At 69.4% G+C, this 17,065-nt stretch carries 17 protein-coding genes; all 17 read right to left on the reverse strand.

The annotated features are described in order from the left end of the window. Positions 1-5 precede the first annotated feature (5 nt). The 17 genes from E5K04_RS14220 to E5K04_RS14300 all read right to left on the reverse strand — a co-directional run bounded on the left by E5K04_RS14220 (position 6) and on the right by E5K04_RS14300 (position 16,900). Entirely contained in the window at positions 6-437 is a 432-nt protein-coding gene (locus E5K04_RS14220) for a DUF4149 domain-containing protein (protein ID WP_136555293.1), read from the reverse strand. Between the two features lie 71 nt (positions 438-508). Beyond that, positions 509-985, reverse strand: coding sequence for a transcription elongation factor GreA (gene greA, locus E5K04_RS14225; RefSeq protein WP_136555295.1), 477 nt, complete (start codon positions 983-985; stop codon positions 509-511). Between the two features lie 146 nt (positions 986-1,131). After that, positions 1,132-4,338 (reverse strand): carbamoyl-phosphate synthase large subunit, encoded by a 3,207-nt coding sequence (gene carB / locus E5K04_RS14230; protein ID WP_136555297.1) that lies wholly within the window; start codon positions 4,336-4,338, stop codon positions 1,132-1,134. Positions 4,339-4,359: 21 nt separating this feature from the next. Then, complete coding sequence (gene leuE, locus E5K04_RS14235; protein WP_136555299.1) at positions 4,360-5,016, reverse strand: leucine efflux protein LeuE; 657 nt, start codon at positions 5,014-5,016, stop codon at positions 4,360-4,362. 31 nt (positions 5,017-5,047) lie between these two features. Then, positions 5,048-6,175 carry a glutamine-hydrolyzing carbamoyl-phosphate synthase small subunit gene (carA, locus tag E5K04_RS14240; protein WP_136555300.1) on the reverse strand — a complete coding sequence of 376 codons (1,128 nt, stop codon included), beginning with the start codon at positions 6,173-6,175 and terminating at the stop codon, positions 5,048-5,050. 135 nt (positions 6,176-6,310) lie between these two features. Further along, a complete protein-coding gene (gspN, locus tag E5K04_RS14245; protein WP_136555302.1) occupies positions 6,311-7,057 on the reverse strand; it encodes a type II secretion system protein N in 747 nt (248 codons plus the stop codon). Next, positions 7,054-7,566: a type II secretion system protein GspM gene (gene gspM / locus E5K04_RS14250; protein WP_168929239.1), complete on the reverse strand. Its 513-nt coding sequence runs from the start codon at positions 7,564-7,566 to the stop codon at positions 7,054-7,056. The genes gspN and gspM overlap by 4 nt, the downstream gene beginning before the upstream one ends. Beyond that, the gene (gene gspL, locus E5K04_RS14255) at positions 7,563-8,678 is read right to left on the reverse strand and encodes a type II secretion system protein GspL (protein ID WP_136555306.1); all 1,116 of its coding nucleotides are present in this window, start codon (positions 8,676-8,678) and stop codon (positions 7,563-7,565) included. The genes gspM and gspL overlap by 4 nt, the downstream gene beginning before the upstream one ends. Next, entirely contained in the window at positions 8,675-9,628 is a 954-nt protein-coding gene (gene gspK, locus E5K04_RS14260) for a type II secretion system minor pseudopilin GspK (RefSeq protein ID WP_136555308.1), read from the reverse strand. The genes gspL and gspK overlap by 4 nt, the downstream gene beginning before the upstream one ends. Next, on the reverse strand, positions 9,625-10,212 hold the full coding sequence (locus E5K04_RS14265) for a prepilin-type N-terminal cleavage/methylation domain-containing protein (protein WP_136555310.1): 588 nt from the start codon (positions 10,210-10,212) through the stop codon (positions 9,625-9,627). The genes gspK and E5K04_RS14265 overlap by 4 nt, the downstream gene beginning before the upstream one ends. Next, the gene (gspI, locus tag E5K04_RS14270; RefSeq protein WP_136555312.1) at positions 10,209-10,583 is read right to left on the reverse strand and encodes a type II secretion system minor pseudopilin GspI; all 375 of its coding nucleotides are present in this window, start codon (positions 10,581-10,583) and stop codon (positions 10,209-10,211) included. Before gspI ends, E5K04_RS14265 begins: the two co-directional genes overlap by 4 nt. Then, positions 10,580-11,062 carry a prepilin-type N-terminal cleavage/methylation domain-containing protein gene (locus tag E5K04_RS14275; RefSeq protein ID WP_136555314.1) on the reverse strand — a complete coding sequence of 161 codons (483 nt, stop codon included), beginning with the start codon at positions 11,060-11,062 and terminating at the stop codon, positions 10,580-10,582. The genes gspI and E5K04_RS14275 overlap by 4 nt, the downstream gene beginning before the upstream one ends. Positions 11,063-11,068: 6 nt before the next feature. After that, positions 11,069-11,497: a type II secretion system major pseudopilin GspG gene (gene gspG, locus E5K04_RS14280; RefSeq protein WP_136555317.1), complete on the reverse strand. Its 429-nt coding sequence runs from the start codon at positions 11,495-11,497 to the stop codon at positions 11,069-11,071. A 34-nt stretch (positions 11,498-11,531) separates the two neighbouring features. Then, positions 11,532-12,728, reverse strand: coding sequence for a type II secretion system inner membrane protein GspF (gene gspF, locus E5K04_RS14285; RefSeq protein WP_136555319.1), 1,197 nt, complete (start codon positions 12,726-12,728; stop codon positions 11,532-11,534). 8 nt (positions 12,729-12,736) lie between these two features. Further along, on the reverse strand, positions 12,737-14,185 hold the full coding sequence (gene gspE / locus E5K04_RS14290) for a type II secretion system ATPase GspE (RefSeq protein ID WP_136555321.1): 1,449 nt from the start codon (positions 14,183-14,185) through the stop codon (positions 12,737-12,739). Continuing rightward, the gene (gene gspD, locus E5K04_RS14295; RefSeq protein WP_136555323.1) at positions 14,182-16,281 is read right to left on the reverse strand and encodes a type II secretion system secretin GspD; all 2,100 of its coding nucleotides are present in this window, start codon (positions 16,279-16,281) and stop codon (positions 14,182-14,184) included. The genes gspE and gspD overlap by 4 nt, the downstream gene beginning before the upstream one ends. Before the next feature lie 7 nt (positions 16,282-16,288). Further along, on the reverse strand, positions 16,289-16,900 hold the full coding sequence (locus E5K04_RS14300) for a type II secretion system protein N (RefSeq protein ID WP_168929240.1): 612 nt from the start codon (positions 16,898-16,900) through the stop codon (positions 16,289-16,291). Positions 16,901-17,065: the final 165 nt, after the last annotated feature.

Here is a 17,065-nt window from a genome sequence, read left to right on the forward strand (position 1 = left end):
AATGCCTAGCTGTCGCGGCGCATCACGTAAACGAGCGCCAGCAGGCTCTGCACCAGGTAGATCAGGCTGGAGATCGCGTGCCAGGTGGCGAAACCGCCGCCGAACAGGCCCTCGGCCGCCTGGTTCATCGACAGCTTCAGCTCGGCGATGATGGGGGTGACCGCGAAGTGGTTGACCACCGTGCACAAGAGCATGCCGGCGATCAGCCAGAACGTCCCCTCCTTCACGCCGCGCGCGCCGACGCGCCAGATGTAGTCGGCCAAGAGGAACACGCCGCACACCAGCCCGATCCACGCGAGGTTGGCGAACAGCTTGCCGGCGATCAGCCCCGCCGTCACCTTGTTAAGCGACGCGAACAGCACCGGCGCGACCATCAGGCCGACCATCCAGATTCCGCCCACCCAGAACGTGCGGGCCACTGCGCGCAAGCGATCCATGCTCCTCCCTGCTGCTGCGTTTGCACAACAAAACGCGCCCGGCGGGGCGCGTGTTCATCCTTTGCGACGGGTCAGATGTACTTGACGTCGAGGACTTCGTATTCGCGGATGCCGCCCGGCGCCATCACCTCGGCGACGTCGCCGGCTTCCTTGCCGATCAGCGCGCGCGCGATCGGCGAGTTGACCGACACCTTGCCGACCTTGATGTCGGCCTCGTCGTCGCCGACGATCTGGTAGACGACTTCGTCTTCGCTCTCCAGGTCCATCAGCTCGACGGTCGCGCCGAACACCACGCGGCCCTCCGCGTCCAGCGTGGTCGGGTCGATCACCTGCGCGTTCGACAGCTTGGCCTCGAGCTCGGCGATACGGCCCTCGACGAAGGCCTGGCGCTCCTTGGCCGCGTCGTATTCGGCGTTTTCGGACAAATCGCCGTGCGAGCGCGCTTCGGCGATGGCGGCGATCACGTCTGGACGCTCGACGCTCTTGAGGTTCTGCAGCTCGTCCTTGAGCAGCTCCGCGCCACGCACGGTCAGCGGGACTTTATTCATGCTTGAGTCTCCTGCGGACGGCCCGGCCGCCCTCGATAAAAACACAAGCCGCCGTCTGGGTGAGACGGCGGCTTTTGCGATCAGCTTTTGCCTGATTGTACCGGCAAAACGCGGGCGCGACCAATAGCCGGCGCGCCCGACTGGCTTCAGGCGTTCACTTCGGCATGCAGGGCCTGCACGCTGTAGACGTCGAAGTCGCTCTGCTGCAGGCCGACGCACAGCGCCTTGGCGCCGGCGAGCGTCGTGTACTGCGGGATGCGCGCCTGCAGGGCCGAGCGGCGGATCGAGTGGCTGTCCTGGATCGCCTGGCGCTTCTCGTCGACGGTGTTCACCACCAGCGCGATCTCGCCGTTCTTGATCATGTCGACGATATGCGGCCGCCCCTCGGCAACCTTGTTGACGGCCTGCACGACGATGCCCGCCTCGGTCAGCGCGCGGGCGGTGCCGCGGGTCGCGCACACGCCAAAGCCCATGCGCTGCAGCTCGCGGGCCACTTCGATGCCGCCGTTCTTGTCAGACGCGCGCAGCGACAGGAACACCTTGCCGGTGCGCGGCAGGCGGTCGCCGGCAGCGAGCTGGCTCTTCACGAAGGCCTCGGCGAAGGTCTTGCCCACGCCCATCACCTCGCCGGTCGACTTCATCTCGGGACCCAAGATGGTGTCGACGCCGGGGAACTTGATGAAGGGGAACACCGCTTCCTTCACCGCGTAGTAAGGCGGCACCACCTCGGCGGTGAAGCCCTGCTCGGCGAGCGTGATGCCGGCCATCGCGCGCGCGGCGATCTTGGCCAGCGGCGCGCCGGTCACCTTGGAGACGAAGGGCACGGTACGGCTCGCGCGCGGGTTCACTTCCAGCACGTAGATGGTCTCGCCCTGGATCGCGAACTGCACGTTCATCAGGCCGACCACTTTCAGCGCACGCGCCATCGCGATGGTCTGGCGGCGGATCTCGTCCTGCACGGCGGGGAACAGGCTGTAAGGCGGCAAGGAGCACGCCGAGTCGCCCGAGTGGACGCCGGCCTGCTCGATATGCTGCATGATGCCGCCGATCACCACGTCGTGGCCGTCGGAGATGCAGTCGACGTCGACCTCGATCGCGTCGTTCAGGAAGCGGTCGAGCAGCACCGGGCTGTCGTTCGACACCTTGACCGCCTCGCGCATGTAGCGCTCGAGGTCGGCCGGCTCGTGCACGATCTCCATCGCGCGGCCACCCAGCACGTAGGACGGGCGGACCACCAGGGGGTAGCCGATCTCCTCGGCCAAACGCATCGCGTCGGCCGGGGTGCGCGCGGTGCGGTTCGGCGGCTGCTTGAGCGCGAGCTGCTCCAGCAGCTGCTGGAAGCGCTCGCGGTCTTCGGCGGCGTCGATCATGTCCGGGCTGGTGCCGATGATGGGCACGCCGGCGGCCTCCAGCGCGCGCGCGAGTTTCAGCGGGGTCTGCCCGCCGTACTGCACGATCACGCCCCACGGCTTCTCGACATGGCAGACTTCCAGCACGTCTTCCAGCGTCAGTGGCTCAAAGTACAGGCGGTCGGAGGTGTCGTAGTCGGTCGACACCGTCTCCGGGTTGCAGTTGACCATGATGGTCTCGAAGCCCGACTCGCGAAGAGACAGCGCCGCGTGCACGCAGCAGTAGTCGAACTCGATGCCCTGGCCGATGCGGTTGGGGCCGCCGCCCAGCACCATCACCTTCTTGCGGTCGGACGGCGCCGCCTCGCACACGTCCTCGTAGGTCGAGTACATGTAGGCGGTGTTGGTCGAGAATTCGGCCGCGCAGGTGTCGACGCGCTTGTACACCGGGCGCACGTTCTGCGCGTGGCGGTGCGTGCGCACCGACGCCTGGTCGCAACCGGTCAGCTGCGCGAGGCGGCGGTCGGAGAAGCCCTTGCGCTTGAGGCGGCGCAGCTCGGCCGCGGTCAGCGACTCGATGCGGCGGCCGGCAAGCTGGCCCTCTTCACCGACGATGTCCTCGATCTGCGCGAGGAACCACGGGTCGATCTTGCTGACGTCGAACACTTCGTCGCGGCTCATACCGATGCGGAAGGCGTCGGCGACAAACAGGATGCGCTCGGGGCCGGGCGTGCCCAGCTCGTGGCGGATCGCCGCCTCGTCGCGAGTCTGCTCGTCGAAGCCGGACAGGCCGGTCTCCAGCCCGCGCAGCGCCTTCTGCATCGATTCTTGCAGGGTGCGGCCCATCGCCATCACCTCGCCGACCGACTTCATCTGGGTGGTCAGGCGGTCGTCGGCGGTCGGGAACTTCTCGAACGCGAAGCGCGGGATCTTGGTGACCACGTAGTCGATGGTCGGCTCGAACGAGGCCGGGGTCGCGCCGCCGGTGATGTCGTTCTTCAGTTCGTCCAGCGTGTAGCCGACGGCGAGCTTGGCCGCGACCTTGGCGATCGGGAAGCCGGTGGCCTTGGACGCCAGCGCCGACGAGCGCGACACCCGCGGGTTCATCTCGATCACGATCATCTGCCCGTTGTCCGGGTTGACCGCGAACTGCACGTTGGAGCCGCCGGTGTCGACGCCGATCTCGCGCAACACGGCCAGGCTCGCGTTACGCATGATCTGGTATTCCTTGTCGGTCAGCGTCTGCGCCGGCGCGACGGTGATCGAGTCGCCGGTGTGCACGCCCATCGGGTCGAAGTTCTCGATCGAGCAGATGATGATGCAGTTGTCGTTGCGGTCGCGCACGACTTCCATCTCGTACTCTTTCCAGCCGAGCACCGACTGCTCGATCAAGAGTTCGTGCGTCGGGCTCGCCTCGAAACCGCGCTCGCAGATGGCGATGAATTCCTCGCGGTTGTACGCGATGCCGCCGCCGGAGCCGCCCATGGTGAACGACGGGCGGATCAGCGTCGGGAAGCCGACCTTGGCCTGCGCCTCGAGCGAGGCTTCCATGGTGTGGCAGACGAAGGACAGCGGGCAGGACAGGCCGATCTTGGCCATCGCCTCCTTGAAGCGGCCGCGGTCCTCGGCCTTGTCGATCGCGTCTTCGGTGGCGCCGATCAGCTCGACGCCGTACTTGGCGAGCACGCCCTCGCGCGCCAGGTCGAGCGCGCAGTTGAGCGCGGTCTGCCCGCCCATGGTCGGCAGGATCGCGTCCGGGCGCTCCTTGGCGATGATCTTCTCCACCACCTGCCAGGAGATCGGCTCGATATAGGTGACGTCCGCCATATTGGGGTCGGTCATGATGGTCGCCGGGTTGGAGTTGACCAGGATGACGCGGTAGCCCTCTTCGCGCAGCGCCTTGCACGCCTGCGCGCCGGAGTAGTCGAATTCGCACGCCTGCCCGATCACGATGGGGCCGGCGCCGATGATGAGGATGCTATGGATGTCTGTACGCTTCGGCATGGTGTTCTCGTTGTTTGCTGTCTAGTTGAGTCCGGCGGACGCGAGCTTGGCGCCGAATCCGACGAACATCGCGCCGACCCCGCCCGTGGCGACCGACGCCAGGCGGCGGCGCGCGCGGAACGCGGCGGCCAGATGGCTGCCGGCCAGGATCAGGACCGTCAGGTAAGTCATGCTGCACACCTGCAAGATGGCGCCCAGCGCGGCGAAGGTCAGCGCCGGGTACGGGTAGGCCGGGTCGACGAACTGCACGAAAAACGACAGGAAGAACAGGATGGCCTTGGGGTTCATCAGGCTGATCGACAGCGCGCGCCTGAACGGGCTCTTCGCGTCGACGCGCACGGACGCCGCGTCGGCGGCGGCCTCGGGCTGCGCCGGCGCGAAGAAGCTCTTCCACGCGCCGATCAGCATCTGCACACCTATCCACGCGAGGTAGGCGCCGCCCGAGTACTTGAGCACCGTAAAGAGCAGCGGCCACGCCTTGAGCACGCCGGCGGCGCCGCCGGCGGCCGCCAGCATCAGGATCGCGTCGCCGACGAACACGCCAAGCGCCCCCGCGAAGCCCGCCCTCACCCCGCGCTGCCCGGCGGCGGACAGCACGTAGAGCGAGTTCGGCCCCGGCAGCAGGATGATGAAGATCGTGCCGATCAGATAGGTCCAGGGATCGGTGATGCCCAGCATGCTTGCCTCCTGTCTTGCCTGTGTTGGCCGCTTAGCCCTGCGCTTCCATCGCCGCGATGAAGCGGTCGAACAGGTAGGCGACGTCGTGCGGCCCCGGGCTCGCTTCCGGGTGGCCCTGGAAGGAGAACGCCGGGCGGTCGGTCAGCGCGATGCCCTGTACCGTGCCGTCGAACAGCGAGCGGTGGGTCACGCGCACATTGGCCGGCAGGCTCGCCTCGTCGACCTGGAAGCCGTGGTTCTGGCTGGTGATCATCACGCGGCCGGAATCCAGGTCCTGCACCGGGTGGTTCGCGCCGTGGTGGCCGAACTTCATCTTGCTGGTCTTGCCGCCGGCGGCGAGCCCCAGCAGCTGGTGACCCAGGCAGATGCCGAACAGCGGCACGCGCGCGGCCATCAGCTCGCCGATCGCGTCGATCGCGTAGGTGCAAGGCTCCGGGTCGCCCGGGCCGTTGGAGAGGAACACGCCGTGCGGATTGAGCGCGAGCACGTCGCGCGCCGGGGTCTTGGCCGGCACCACGGTCAGCTTGCAGCCGCGCTCGGCGAGCATGCGCAGGATGTTGTGCTTGACGCCGAAGTCGTAGGCGACGACGTGGTAGCGCGGCTCGCGCTGCTCGGTGTAGCCCTCGCCCAGCCGCCATTCGCGAGTGGTCCACGGGTAGGGCTCGCGGCAGCTGACCACCTGCGCGAGGTCCTGCCCGGCCATCGAGCCGAAGCCACGCGCCATCTCCAGCGCGTGCGCCTCGTCGATCTCGCCGGCCATGATGCAGCCGCCCTGCGCGCCCTTCTCGCGCAGGATGCGCGTCAGGTGGCGGGTGTCGATGCCGGCGATGGCGACGGTGCCGTTATCGCGCAGGTAGTCGGACAGCGACGAGGTCGCGCGGAAGTTGCTGTGGGTGAGCGGCAGGTCGCGGATGATCAGGCCGGATGCAAAAACGGCGCGGGATTCGGAGTCTTCCGGATTCGCGCCGACGTTCCCGATATGCGGATAGGTCAGGGTGACGATCTGTTTGGTGTAGGACGGATCGGTCAGGATTTCCTGATAGCCCGTCATCGAGGTGTTGAACACCACCTCGCCCACGGTGTGGCCCGTGGCGCCGATGGCTTCACCGCGGAAGACGGTGCCGTCTGCCAGGGCAAGAATCGCTGGTACGGTAGGCACTGGTTAGCTCCTGATTGTTGCTGATTCTTTGTCATTCTTATTGTGACGAACGGGACCCGGCGCCTTGGCGCCTGTCCCGTTCGGTCAAACCTTGCCATGATAACCGCGACGTCACTGCGCCGCAACATGCAAACGTCAAATTGTGGCCCGTGCGCGCCAGCGTACGCTGGTCGGCCCGTCCGGCAGGCCCAGCATCAGCATCAACGGCTTGAGCGCCGGGTAGTCGGCTTCGGGGCTGGTGGCCTGCCCGCCGAAGTCCGGCAACTGGCCAGGTTGCCAGCTGCCCTGCCCGTCGATGGCGAGCGGACCTGCCAGCGTGGCAAGCTGCAAGGCGACGCGCTCGCCCGCGCCGCTCGCGGCGAGCCGGTAGCTGCCGAAGGGCTGGATGCGGGTCAGCGGCGAAGACGCGCCGCGCCATTCTAGCGTGGCCTCGCCGTCAAAACGGTCTGCCTGCCGGCCAAAGCGCCCGACGCTCAGCACCAGCACGCCGCCCAGCCGGGCGGCCCGCCAGGTGTCAGACAATCCGGTCAGCGCCCCCACCGGCACGGCGGCGGAAAAACGCTCGAGCTGCCAGCCGTCCGGCCGCAGCGAGAGGCGCCCCTCGCCCGCGTCGCTCTCCAGCGTCCACGCCAGCGCCCCCTGCCACAGCGCCGCGCCCTGCCAATTCCAGCCAAGGCGCGAGGCGGGCAGCACCGTGCCGTCGTCGCCGACGAATACCGGCTGCGCCGAGCCGCGCCACAGCGTGCCCTCGGCGTCGGCGAGCCGCCAGCGCGCGCCGGTCGCCGCCGACAGCGGCACGTCGAGCCAACTGGCCGGCCACGCGGCGAGCACGCCCAGCACCAGCAGCAAGGCCACCAGCGCCGCCTGCCCTAGCCGCCTCATGCCTGTCCCCCCGCGTGGACGAGTACCGCGTCAAGGCGGACCATGCCCGGGGTGCCGGTCGCGGTGGCGTCCAGCCGCACCACCCGCACCTGCGCGAGCGCAAGTTCGCCGCTGACGCGCATCCACTCGTCGAACGGCACCTCGCCGCTGATGCGCACGCCCTCCTCGCCCTCGCGGCTCAACTGCCAGTTGCCCGAGAGCTTGCCCGTCAGCGTGCGCGTCACCAAGGGCTCCAGTTCGGCCGCCGGCAGCGCGGCCACCACCGGGGTGCGCTTGAGGCGCGCGGCCTCGTCCGACAGCGTGCGCGCGAGCGTCAGTTCGGCGTCCAGCCGCGCGACGCGCCCGCGATTATTCTCGACGTAGGCGCTCGCCGGCGACCACACCGCAAGGTCGAACACGCCGACCAGCAGCAGGACGGCGGCGGTGCCGACCAGCCACTGCTCGCGCCGGCTCAGCGCCCGGTAACGCGACTGCAGCGCCTTTTGCCATTGTTGCCAACGTCCCATCATGGCTCCCCCGCCAATACCCATTCCTGCGCGCCACCCTCGCCGGCGCGCCGCGACAGCGCGACGCCCTGCCTCGCCAGCTGCGAGCGCCAGCGCGCGAAGGTCTCGTCCGGCACTTGCGCTGCGCGCAGCACCACGCGCCCGTCTTCGATGTTCAATTGCTGTAGCGCGAGCGTGCTGCCGGCGACCTCGCCCAGGCGGGCGAGCAGGGCGGTGCCGTCCAGCCTGGCCGGCTGGCCGCGCTCGGCGCGCAAGCGGTCGAGCGCACGCAACATCGGCAAGGCGCTGTTGCCGGGCACGGCCTGGCTACCGGCCAGCGGCACGGCCAGCGCCTTGATTTCGGTGGTGAGCTGCTGCTTGCGCCAGGCAAGGTAGCCCGCCTCGCCCAGCAGCAGCGCCAGTTGCAAGGCGGCGAACAGCGCGAGCACCAGGCCACTGCCCCGCAGCGCCGGCCCCCAGGTCCGCCACCAGCGCCCGGCGGCCAGTTCGCCGTGCGCGAAGTCGTACGCGGACGCGGCGCGGCCCGACACCCACCCCGCGGCCGCCACGGATGGCGCCGCCCCGGGCGCACCGTCGCACGCCTGCAGGCGCGCCCACAGCGCGTCGCCCGCGGCGCCCGCGGGCAGATACCACGCGCCGACCTCGCCTTGGCGCGCGATGCGCCCGCCGTCCGCCGCCGCGGCAAGCTGCCAGCCCTCGGTCGCCGAGCCAAGCGTCTCCTCGGGGACGATGCGGTCGGGCGTACGCCCGAGGCTGCGCAGCATGGCCACCGCGCGGCGCACGCCGAACGCCTCGGTCACCGCGACCACATGCTCGCCACCGTCGGCCGGCCCCAGCGCATACAGGTTGGCCTGCACGTCGTTGGCGAGGCGCTCTTCCAGCGCGTAGCCGGCCGCCGCCTGCATGCGCTCGCGCGAGGCCCTGGGCAGCGCGGCGCGCAGGAACACCGTCCGCCCCGCCGGCAGCACCAGTTCGGTCTCGCCGGTGCGCGGCCACGCGGCCGGCTCGTCGTCGCCGCCGTCGAGCCGCTCGCCGCGCTCGCCCAGCAGCACCCAAGGGAGCGCCGTCTCGCTGTCCGGCCAGGCCGGCCGGTACATCAGTCTCAGGATGCTCATTCTTTCTCTCCGTCCGCGGGCGGCGGCGGCGCGAGTTCGCCGTCGCTGCGCCACATAAGACGCGTATCCCGGCTGTCGCGCACGATCAGTGCCGACACCGCCCTGTTGATCGGCGCGCGCTCGACGCGGCTTGCCAACAGGAAGTACTTGCTGGCGACGCCGATAGGCACGCCGTCGGCCACCCGCGCGTCGGCGGGCAGCCGCGCCTTGAAGTCCGCCACGTCGGCGAACGGGTTGTCGACGCGCTGGCTGATCAGCCCCTGCAGGGCGCCGCCGCGCGCGCCCTCGATGAGCGCGCGAAGCAAAGGCTCGGTCGCGGTGTTCACGTTGACCGCGACAGGCTCGCTGCCCGGCAGCACCGACACGTGCGGCGCGAGCGTGGCGATCACCCCGGGCGTGTAGCCCTTGACCCACGCGAGTTGCCCCAGCCGCACAAGCGGCGCGTTCGCGCTCTGGTAAGGGCGCGGCTGCGTCAGGTACCACGCCGACTCGGCGCTGCCTGCACGCGCCTCGTCGTCGGCGTCCAGGTAGTCAGCCAGCGCGTCGGCAAGCGACACCGGCAGTTGCAACTCGGTCAGCAGCCGCCGGTAGAGCGAGAGCTGCGCCGGCACCCCCTGCCCGTTCTGCACCAGGTTGTTCAGGTTGAAGCGCCCCTGCGCGTCGGCCAACTGTCCACTGACGGCGACGCCCTGCGCGTCGGTCCTGGGCAAGGGTTGCGCCCACAACTCGGCTAGCGTGTCGGTGCCGGTCGTCTCGCCGTCGTAACGCAGCACCTCGATCGCCCAGCCTATGCCGCCGTCGGCGACCAGATTCGCCTGCGCGTTCGAGCGGTCGGCCTCGACCTGGCGCAGCCACAAGCCCTGCTGCCAGAGCACTACGGCCGCTGCCGTCGCCGCCATCGCGACGACCAGGAGCGCCATCACCACCGCCATGCCGCGCTCGCGCCTCATGGCAGGCTCCAGATCCGGCGCACTGTCTGCCCGCCAGGCAGGGTGACCGTCATCACCAGTGCGCGCGCGTCGCCAGGCGGCACGCCGTCCACCGGCCAGCGCGGGCTCTCGCGGTTGCCGGCAAACAGCACGGCAAAGCGCGCGCGCGTGTCGCCGCCTAAGAGCGGGTAGGTCTCGGGCACGGCCTCGCGCGCGAAACCCAGCGGCCGGCTCTGCCAGGACAACCCCTCGCCGTCGGCGAGGTAGACGCGCTCGATGCGGCCTGACGGGCTCTTGTTGCCGTAGGCAGACAGCACTAGCCGCTGCGCACCGTCGGCCGTCTCCTCCAGCGTCAGCGTGTCGGCGAGCTTAGCCGTGGGGGGCGGCACGGCAGCCGCCTGAGCCGCCGTCGGCAGCGCGGCGACGTCGGTCTCGACGCGGTGGAATACCCGCGCTAGGTCGGTCCAGCGCGCCGAGTAGGCGGTGAGCTGCTCGCGCGAGAGCATCAGCGCGGAAAACGCCTTGTAGCCCATCGCCGAGAGGATCGCGAGCAGGCTCATCGCGACCAGGATCTCGACCAGGGTCATGCCGCGCGCGCGCCTCATCGCGGCCGCCTCACGAAACCGGTCAGCTCGGCGAGCGCGTAAGGCTCGGGCCCCGCGGCGAGGATGCGCACGACGACCCGCCTGAAGCCCGGGTTCGGCGTGTCGCTGACGTCGCGCTGCCAGCGCAGCGCCGGCGAGCCGTCGACCAGCACCACCTCGCCACTCGTGCCGCCGATATCGGGCCACTCGCCCAGCGCCTTCATCGTCTCGATGCGGTTCTGCGCTTCCCAGCTCGCCAGCATGGAGAGGCGTAGCCGCTCGCTGTTGTCGGCGGCCAGCGCCGAGGCGCGCAACAGCGCGGTCAGCGCGATCGCCATGATGGCGAGCGCGACCAGCACCTCGAACAGGGTGAATCCTCGCGTGCGCTTCACGGCCCCGCCTCCACGCCGGCTTCTTCGACACGGGCGAAACCCAGCGGGTTGAGCACCACCTGCCAGCGCACGCGCCCGTCGGTCAGCGTGAGCGCGAGCGGAGTCGCCTCGCCGTCCTGCCAGAGCAGCAGCGGCTCGCCCGCCGGCCACGGCGCGCCGTCCGCGCGCGCGGATTCGGCGCGCACGCCGTCCGGCCAGCGCCCCTCGGCAAAAAAGGCGTCGGCGGGCGCCCGCCAGCGTGCGTCGGCGCCGTATTCGGTAAAGCGGTAGCCGTTGGCCTGCCAGACCAGCGCCATCGGCGTGCCCTGCTGCGCGACGTCGACGCCCTGCTCGAGCACCCGCGCGAAACGCGCGGCGGCGTCCTGCCCCTGCTGCCGGCTGTCGGGCGCGAGGCTCAGCGTGACCGTGGTGGCGAGCACGCCGACGATCAGCATGACCACCAACAGCTCGATCAGCGTGAAGCCGCGGCTCGCCGCCATCGCCGCTTACTGCTGCCAGTTGCCGACGTCGGCGTCACCACCCTCGCCGCCCGGCTCGCCGTCGGCGCCCAGACTCCAGATGTCGATCTCGCCGTGCGTGCCCGGCGCCGCGTACTGGTAGGGGTTGCCCCACGGGTCGACCGGCAGCCGCTCGACGTAGCCGCCGGGCTTCCAGTTCTTCGGCTGCGGGCCCGAGCTCGGCTTGCTGACCAGCGCGGACAGCCCCTGCTCGCTGGTCGGGTAGCGCGCGTTGTCGAGCCGGTACAACTTGAGCGCCTGCGCGAGCGTGTTGATGTCCTGGCGGGCGGCGACCGCGCGCGCCTCGTCCGGCCGCCCCATCAAGCGGGGCACCACCAGCGCGCCCAGGATGCCGAGGATCACGATCACCACCATGATTTCGATCAGGGTGAAGCCCTTTTGCTTGCGTCTTGCCATGTTGAAGTCTCCCGATGTGTATCTCTATGGGTGCCTAGCGCACCATCTGGTTCATGTCGATGATGGGCAGCATGATCGCCATCACGATCGCCAGCACGACGCCGCCCATCACCAGGATCAGCAGGGGTTCGAGCAAGGCGGTGAAGGCGGACAGCCGCCGCTCGACCTCGGCCTGCTGCTGGAGCGCCGCACGCTCGAGCATGGCCGGCAGCTTGCCGCTTTGTTCGCCACTTCCGATCAGCTGGATCAGCACCGGCGGGAACTGGCGGCCGGTGGCGAGCGCACGCGACAGCGGCACGCCCTCGCGCACCTTGGCGGCGGCCGCCTCCAGCGCCTCGCGCATCGGCAGCAGGGTCACCAGCCCGCCGGCCGTCTCCAGCGCCGCGAGAAGCGGCACGCCGCTGCCGGCCAGGATGGCCAGCGTGCTCGCCATGCGCGCGGTGTTGACCGCGCGCATCAGCCGGCCGATCACCGGCAGCGCGAGCAGGCGCACATGCACCGCGCGGCGGAACGCCGTGCCGCGCAGCGCCTGGCGCCAGGCAAACCCGGCCGCCACCAGCGCCAGCGCGATGAGCCAGCCCCAGTTGCGGGTGAAGTCGCTGGCGGCTATCAGCAGGCGGGTGATCAGCGGCAGCGTCTGCTTGGTCTGCGCGAACACGCCGATCACCTGCGGCACCACGTAGCTCATCAGCCCGGCGACCACCAGCACAGCGACCACCGTCACCACCGCCGGGTAGGCCAGCGCCAGCGTCACCTTCTGCGTCAGCGCGTGCCGGCGCTCCAGGTATTCGGCGAGCCTCGCCATCACCTCGGCCAGGTGCCCGCTCTGCTCGCCGGCGCGCACCAGGCTCAGATAAAGCGGGAAGAACACCTGCGGCTGCGCGCCCATCGCCTGCGCGAGGCTCTTGCCCTCGACGATGTCGGCGCGCAAGGCGCCGACCAGAAGCCGGGTCGCTGCCTGTTCGCTCTGCTCGGCGACCGCCTGCAGCGCGCGCTCGAGCGGCAAGCCGGCCGCGAGCAAGGTGGAGAGCTGTTGGGTGAACAGCAGCAACTCGGCCGACGGCAGACGCCGCCCCCTGCTGCCGCCCTTGGCCGACACCTCGTCGAGCGACAACGGCGTCAGCCCGCGCTCGCGCAGCAGGGCACGCGCCGCGCGCGCGCTATCCGCGTCGAAGCTGCCTTTTTGTTCACGCCCGGCGGTGTCGAGCGCGAGGTAACGGTAAAGAGCCATCGCGTCCCCTAGTCGCGGGTCACCCGCAACACCTCCTCCAGCGAGGTCTCGCCCGCGCGCACCCAACGCAGCGCGTCCTCGCGCAGCGAGCGCATGCCGCGCGCCTGTGCGTGCGCGCGCAGCGCGTGCTCGCTGGCGCCCTCGTGGATCATCTTCTGCAGGGTCTCGTCGACCAGCATCAATTCGTAAATGCCGAGCCGGCCGCGGTAGCCGCTCTTGGCGCACGCCGCGCAGCCGACCGGCCGGTAGTGGACGACGCCGGGCTCACCCTCCAGCGGCACCGGGTGCGGCGCCTTGCACGCCGGGCACAGCCGGCGCACCAGACGCTGCGCCATCACCCCGAGCAGGCTGGACGCGAGCAGGAAGGGCTCGGTCCCCATGTCGACCAGGCGGGTCACCGCGCTGGGCGCGTCGTTGGTGTGCAGGGTCGCCAGCACCAGGTGGCCCGTCAGCGATGCCTGCACCGCGATCTGCGCGGTCTCCAGGTCGCGGATCTCGCCGATCATCACCACGTCCGGGTCCTGGCGCAGGATCGCGCGCAGCGCCTTGGCAAAACTCATGTCGATCTTCGGGTTGACCTGGGTCTGGCCGACGCCCTCCAGCTGGTACTCGACCGGGTCCTCGACCGTCATGATGTTGCCGTGGCGGGCGTCCAGCCGGGACAGCGCCGCGTAGAGGGTGGTGGTCTTGCCCGAGCCGGTGGGGCCGGTCACCAGCACGATGCCGTGCGGCTGGTGGATCAGCCGGTCGACCTCGGCGAGCGTGTCGTCGGCCATGCCCAGCGTCGAGAGGTCGAGCCGGGTCGCTTCCTTGTCCAAGAGACGCATCACCACCCGCTCGCCGAAGCTGGTCGGCAGCGTCGACACCCGCACGTCGACCGGCCGCCCGCCGATGCGCAGCGAGATGCGGCCGTCCTGCGGCACCCGCTTCTCGGCGATGTCGAGCTCGGCCATGATCTTGATGCGCGACACCAGCGCCGCGTGCAGCGCGCGGTGTGGCGCCGCAACGTCGCGCAGCGAGCCGTCCAGCCGGAAGCGCACCAGCGAACGGTCCTCGAACGCCTCGATATGCACGTCGGACGCCTGCTCGCGTAGCGCCTGGGTCAGGATCGCGTTGATCATGCGGATGATGGGCGCGTCGTCTTCCGACTCGAGCAGGTCCTCCACCGCCGGCAGCGAGTCCATCATCTGGCTGATGTCGATATCCTGGCCAATGTCGTCAACCTCGACGCTGCGCCCGTCGGCGAACAGCGTGGCGAGCAGCTTGTCGAACGCGGCGGCGTCCAGCGTGTCGACACGGGCGGGGGCGCCGCCGACGCGCATCGCCTCGGCCCACGCGGCAGGGGTCGCCTCGGCGGTGGCAAGCAGCACCCGCGCGTCGTCCTCTTCCACCAGCAGCACGCGCAATGCGCGCGCGAACACGTACGGCAACAGCGGGCGCGCCGCGGCCGCGCTCATGGCTGCACCGGCGCGCTTTGCCGCAGCAGCCGGCCGCGCTCGAGCGCGTCCTTCAGGCTGCCCGCGGGCACCGCCTGCAGCGCGGTCGCCGGGTCTAGGCTCAGCTTCTCGCGCTGCACGCGCGCGCTCTCGCCGACCAGGTAGTCGTAACGGCTGTTCGACAGGGTGACCACGCCCTCGTCGTCGCGCAGCACCGTGGGTTTCAGGAACACCATCAGGTTGCTCTTCTTGCGCGTCTCGTTCTTGTACTTGAACAGGTTGCCGATGAAGGGGATGTCGCCCAACAGCGGCACCTGGCTGTTGCCGTTGGAGACGGTCTCCTGGATCAGCCCGCCCAGCGCGACGATATTGCCGTCGCGCACCGACACCATGGTCTCGATCGAACGGGTGTTGGTGATCAGCCCGGCCGGGTTGGTCAGGGAGGCCGGGTCGACCGACGACGCCTCCTGGAAGATCTTCAGGCGAATCATGCCGCCCTCGGACACCTGCGGCGTCAGTTGCAGCTTGACGCCCACATCCTTGCGCTCGAAGGTCTGGAACGGGTTGGCCGCGCCGTTGCTGCCGCCGGTATTCGCGTACTGGCCGGTCAGGAAGGGCACGTTCTGGCCGATCACGATGGTCGCCTGCTCGTTGTCCATCGTCATCAGCGTCGGGCTGGACAGCACGTTGCCCTTGGCCTGCGTCTCCAGCGCACGCGCCAGCACGCCGATATTGAGGATCTCGCCGATACCGGGGATGTTGACGGTGCCGTCGATCAGGCCGATGTTGAGGCCGGCCGAGTTGGCCAGCGCGCCCAACGCGGTACTTTGCGCGTCACTCCCCAGAGATGGCGACAACGCGGTGCCGAGGATGCCCGGCCCCGGGTTCGGGAAGTTGGTGCCGACAAAGCCGTTCTTGCCCGCCGCCTGCCACTGCACGCCAAGTTCCACCGTGCGGTCGGCCGACACCTCGACGATCAGCGCCTCGACGAAGACCTGCGCGCGCCGCTTGTCCAGCAGGTCGATCACCCCCCGCAGGTTCTGGTACATCGCATCCGGCACGTTGAGGATCAGCGCGTTGTTGGCCGGGTCGGCCTGTACCATCGCGCCGGTGCCGCTGACGCTGTCGTCCTGCGCCACCGGCTTGCCGCCGCCGCTGGCCGCCCCCTGCGTCAGGTTTCCGCCGCTATTGCTGCTGCCGCTGCTGCCGCCGCTGACCGAAGCAGAGGCAAGCTGGCTCGCACTGCCGCTGCCGGCCGACAGCCCGCCACCCTCGCCGGTGAGCAAGGTGCGCAGCACCTTGGCCACCTGCACCGCCTCGGCGTTCTTCAAATAAACCACCCGCACGTTGCCGCCGGCCTGGCTTGGCTTGTCGATCAGACGCAGTAGGCTTTTCACCTTGCCCATCACGCCGGGGGTGTCGGCGCGGACGAGGATCACGTTGGCGCGCGCGTCCGGGATCAGCGTCACCTTGCCCGCGCCCTCGCCCTGCGCCTGCATCAGCTTGCCGAGCATGGAAGAGAGTTCGATCGCCGAGCCGAAAGTCACCGGCAGCACGGCGACGTCGCCGCCGGCCGCGCTCTCGACCGACTCGATGATCGACTCGATGCGGCGGATATTGTCCGCGTAGTCGGTCACCACCACCGAGTTGCCCTGCGGCATCGCGCTGACCGTGTTGTTCGGCGAGATGATGGGCCGCAGCACCGGCACCAGCTGGTTGGCGTTGGCGTTTCTCAGCACGAACACCTTGGTGATCAGCCGGTCGACGTCGGTACGCCGGGGGCTACCCGAGCGCGCGTGCAGCTTGGCGTCGGCCTCCGGCACGATCTTGACCACCCCACCGGGCCCTTCGACCGCGGCGAAGCCCTGCATGCGCAGGCTGGAGAGCAGGATCTGGTAGGAGAGGTCGCGCGGCACCGGCTTGGCCGACACGATATTGACCGTACCCTTGACGCGCGGGTCAACCACGAAGGTCTTGCCGGTGATCTCGCCGATCGCCTGCACCACGGCGGGAATCTCGGCGTTGACGAAGTTGAGCATCACCGGGTCGGAAGGCGCGGCGTGGGCCGACATCTGGAAGGCCAGCACGAAGGCGGCGGCAAGCTTGGCAAGTCGCATAAATAATTTAATCCGAGTTATGCGGGACCGCAGCGGACGCCGGTTGGGCACCCGTTACGGGCTCGGCCGCAGGAATAGCCGGTGCAGCCGCGACCGGAGGTAACGAAGGCACTGCCGCAGCGGGGGCGGACGGTTGAGCAGTAGCCTCCGGCGCATTGCCGACAGCGCCGACAAGTGCCAGTTCACGCTCGAGCGCACCCTCGCGCAGCACCACCGCGCGCGGCAACACCCGCACCAACTGAGCGCCGCCGAGGGTCTGACCGACTCGCCACGGTCTGACCTGCCCGCCCTCATCGACCAGCGCGAAATCGGTTTGCGCGTTGCCCGACGAATAGACACCGATCAGCCGCAATGCACCGGCCGTCGTGCCTTGCACCGGTACAGCTGGCACCTCGCCAAAGGCGTGTAACGCCGCCACCCGTCCGGCGTCCGCAGCTGGCGCGGGCTGCGTAAGCGCCAGCGCCCGCACACCCGGCGGCGCGAGCAGTGTGGACAGACTGCCCCCCAGCCAGAATGCGCAGGCTAGCAGACAAAGCCACGGCAAGGCGTGTGCCAGCGCTGGCGCCAAGCGGGCGGGCATCGCGAAACGCCAGCGTTCGAACGGGGTTGAAATGCTCATAAAAGGGATCCTGCAAGAGCGCAGCACCGTCAGATCGGCGCCTAGCCTGCCCTGGCACAAGACTGACAAGACTGAAAAGCCTACACAAACAATATGACAAATAATCATACTGGAAAACAGGATTTCAAGCAGAACACCAAGTTGGCTAACCGGCGACAGCTGGCC

Origin of the sequence: Crenobacter intestini, assembly GCF_004919095.1 — a bacterium.
Taxonomy (GTDB): Bacteria; Pseudomonadota; Gammaproteobacteria; order Burkholderiales; family Chromobacteriaceae; genus Craterilacuibacter; species Craterilacuibacter intestini.

What these genes read in the sequence shown, in the direction of transcription:
- E5K04_RS14275 (WP_136555314.1), bottom strand. Translation starts at nt 11,062, where the DNA reads ATGGCGGCGAGCCGCGGCTTCACGCTGATCGAGCTGTTGGTGGTCATG.
- greA (WP_136555295.1), bottom strand. Translation starts at nt 985, where the DNA reads ATGAATAAAGTCCCGCTGACCGTGCGTGGCGCGGAGCTGCTCAAGGAC.
- E5K04_RS14265 (WP_136555310.1), bottom strand. Translation starts at nt 10,212, where the DNA reads ATGAGGCGCGCGCGCGGCATGACCCTGGTCGAGATCCTGGTCGCGATG.
- gspE (WP_136555321.1), bottom strand. Translation starts at nt 14,185, where the DNA reads ATGAGCGCGGCCGCGGCGCGCCCGCTGTTGCCGTACGTGTTCGCGCGC.
- leuE (WP_136555299.1), bottom strand. Translation starts at nt 5,016, where the DNA reads ATGCTGGGCATCACCGATCCCTGGACCTATCTGATCGGCACGATCTTC.
- gspK (WP_136555308.1), bottom strand. Translation starts at nt 9,628, where the DNA reads ATGAGGCGCGAGCGCGGCATGGCGGTGGTGATGGCGCTCCTGGTCGTC.
- gspD (WP_136555323.1), bottom strand. Translation starts at nt 16,281, where the DNA reads ATGCGACTTGCCAAGCTTGCCGCCGCCTTCGTGCTGGCCTTCCAGATG.
- E5K04_RS14220 (WP_136555293.1), bottom strand. Translation starts at nt 437, where the DNA reads ATGGATCGCTTGCGCGCAGTGGCCCGCACGTTCTGGGTGGGCGGAATC.
- E5K04_RS14300 (WP_168929240.1), bottom strand. Translation starts at nt 16,900, where the DNA reads ATGAGCATTTCAACCCCGTTCGAACGCTGGCGTTTCGCGATGCCCGCC.
- gspN (WP_136555302.1), bottom strand. Translation starts at nt 7,057, where the DNA reads ATGAGGCGGCTAGGGCAGGCGGCGCTGGTGGCCTTGCTGCTGGTGCTG.
- carB (WP_136555297.1), bottom strand. Translation starts at nt 4,338, where the DNA reads ATGCCGAAGCGTACAGACATCCATAGCATCCTCATCATCGGCGCCGGC.
- gspF (WP_136555319.1), bottom strand. Translation starts at nt 12,728, where the DNA reads ATGGCTCTTTACCGTTACCTCGCGCTCGACACCGCCGGGCGTGAACAA.
- gspM (WP_168929239.1), bottom strand. Translation starts at nt 7,566, where the DNA reads ATGATGGGACGTTGGCAACAATGGCAAAAGGCGCTGCAGTCGCGTTAC.
- gspL (WP_136555306.1), bottom strand. Translation starts at nt 8,678, where the DNA reads ATGAGCATCCTGAGACTGATGTACCGGCCGGCCTGGCCGGACAGCGAG.
- gspG (WP_136555317.1), bottom strand. Translation starts at nt 11,497, where the DNA reads ATGGCAAGACGCAAGCAAAAGGGCTTCACCCTGATCGAAATCATGGTG.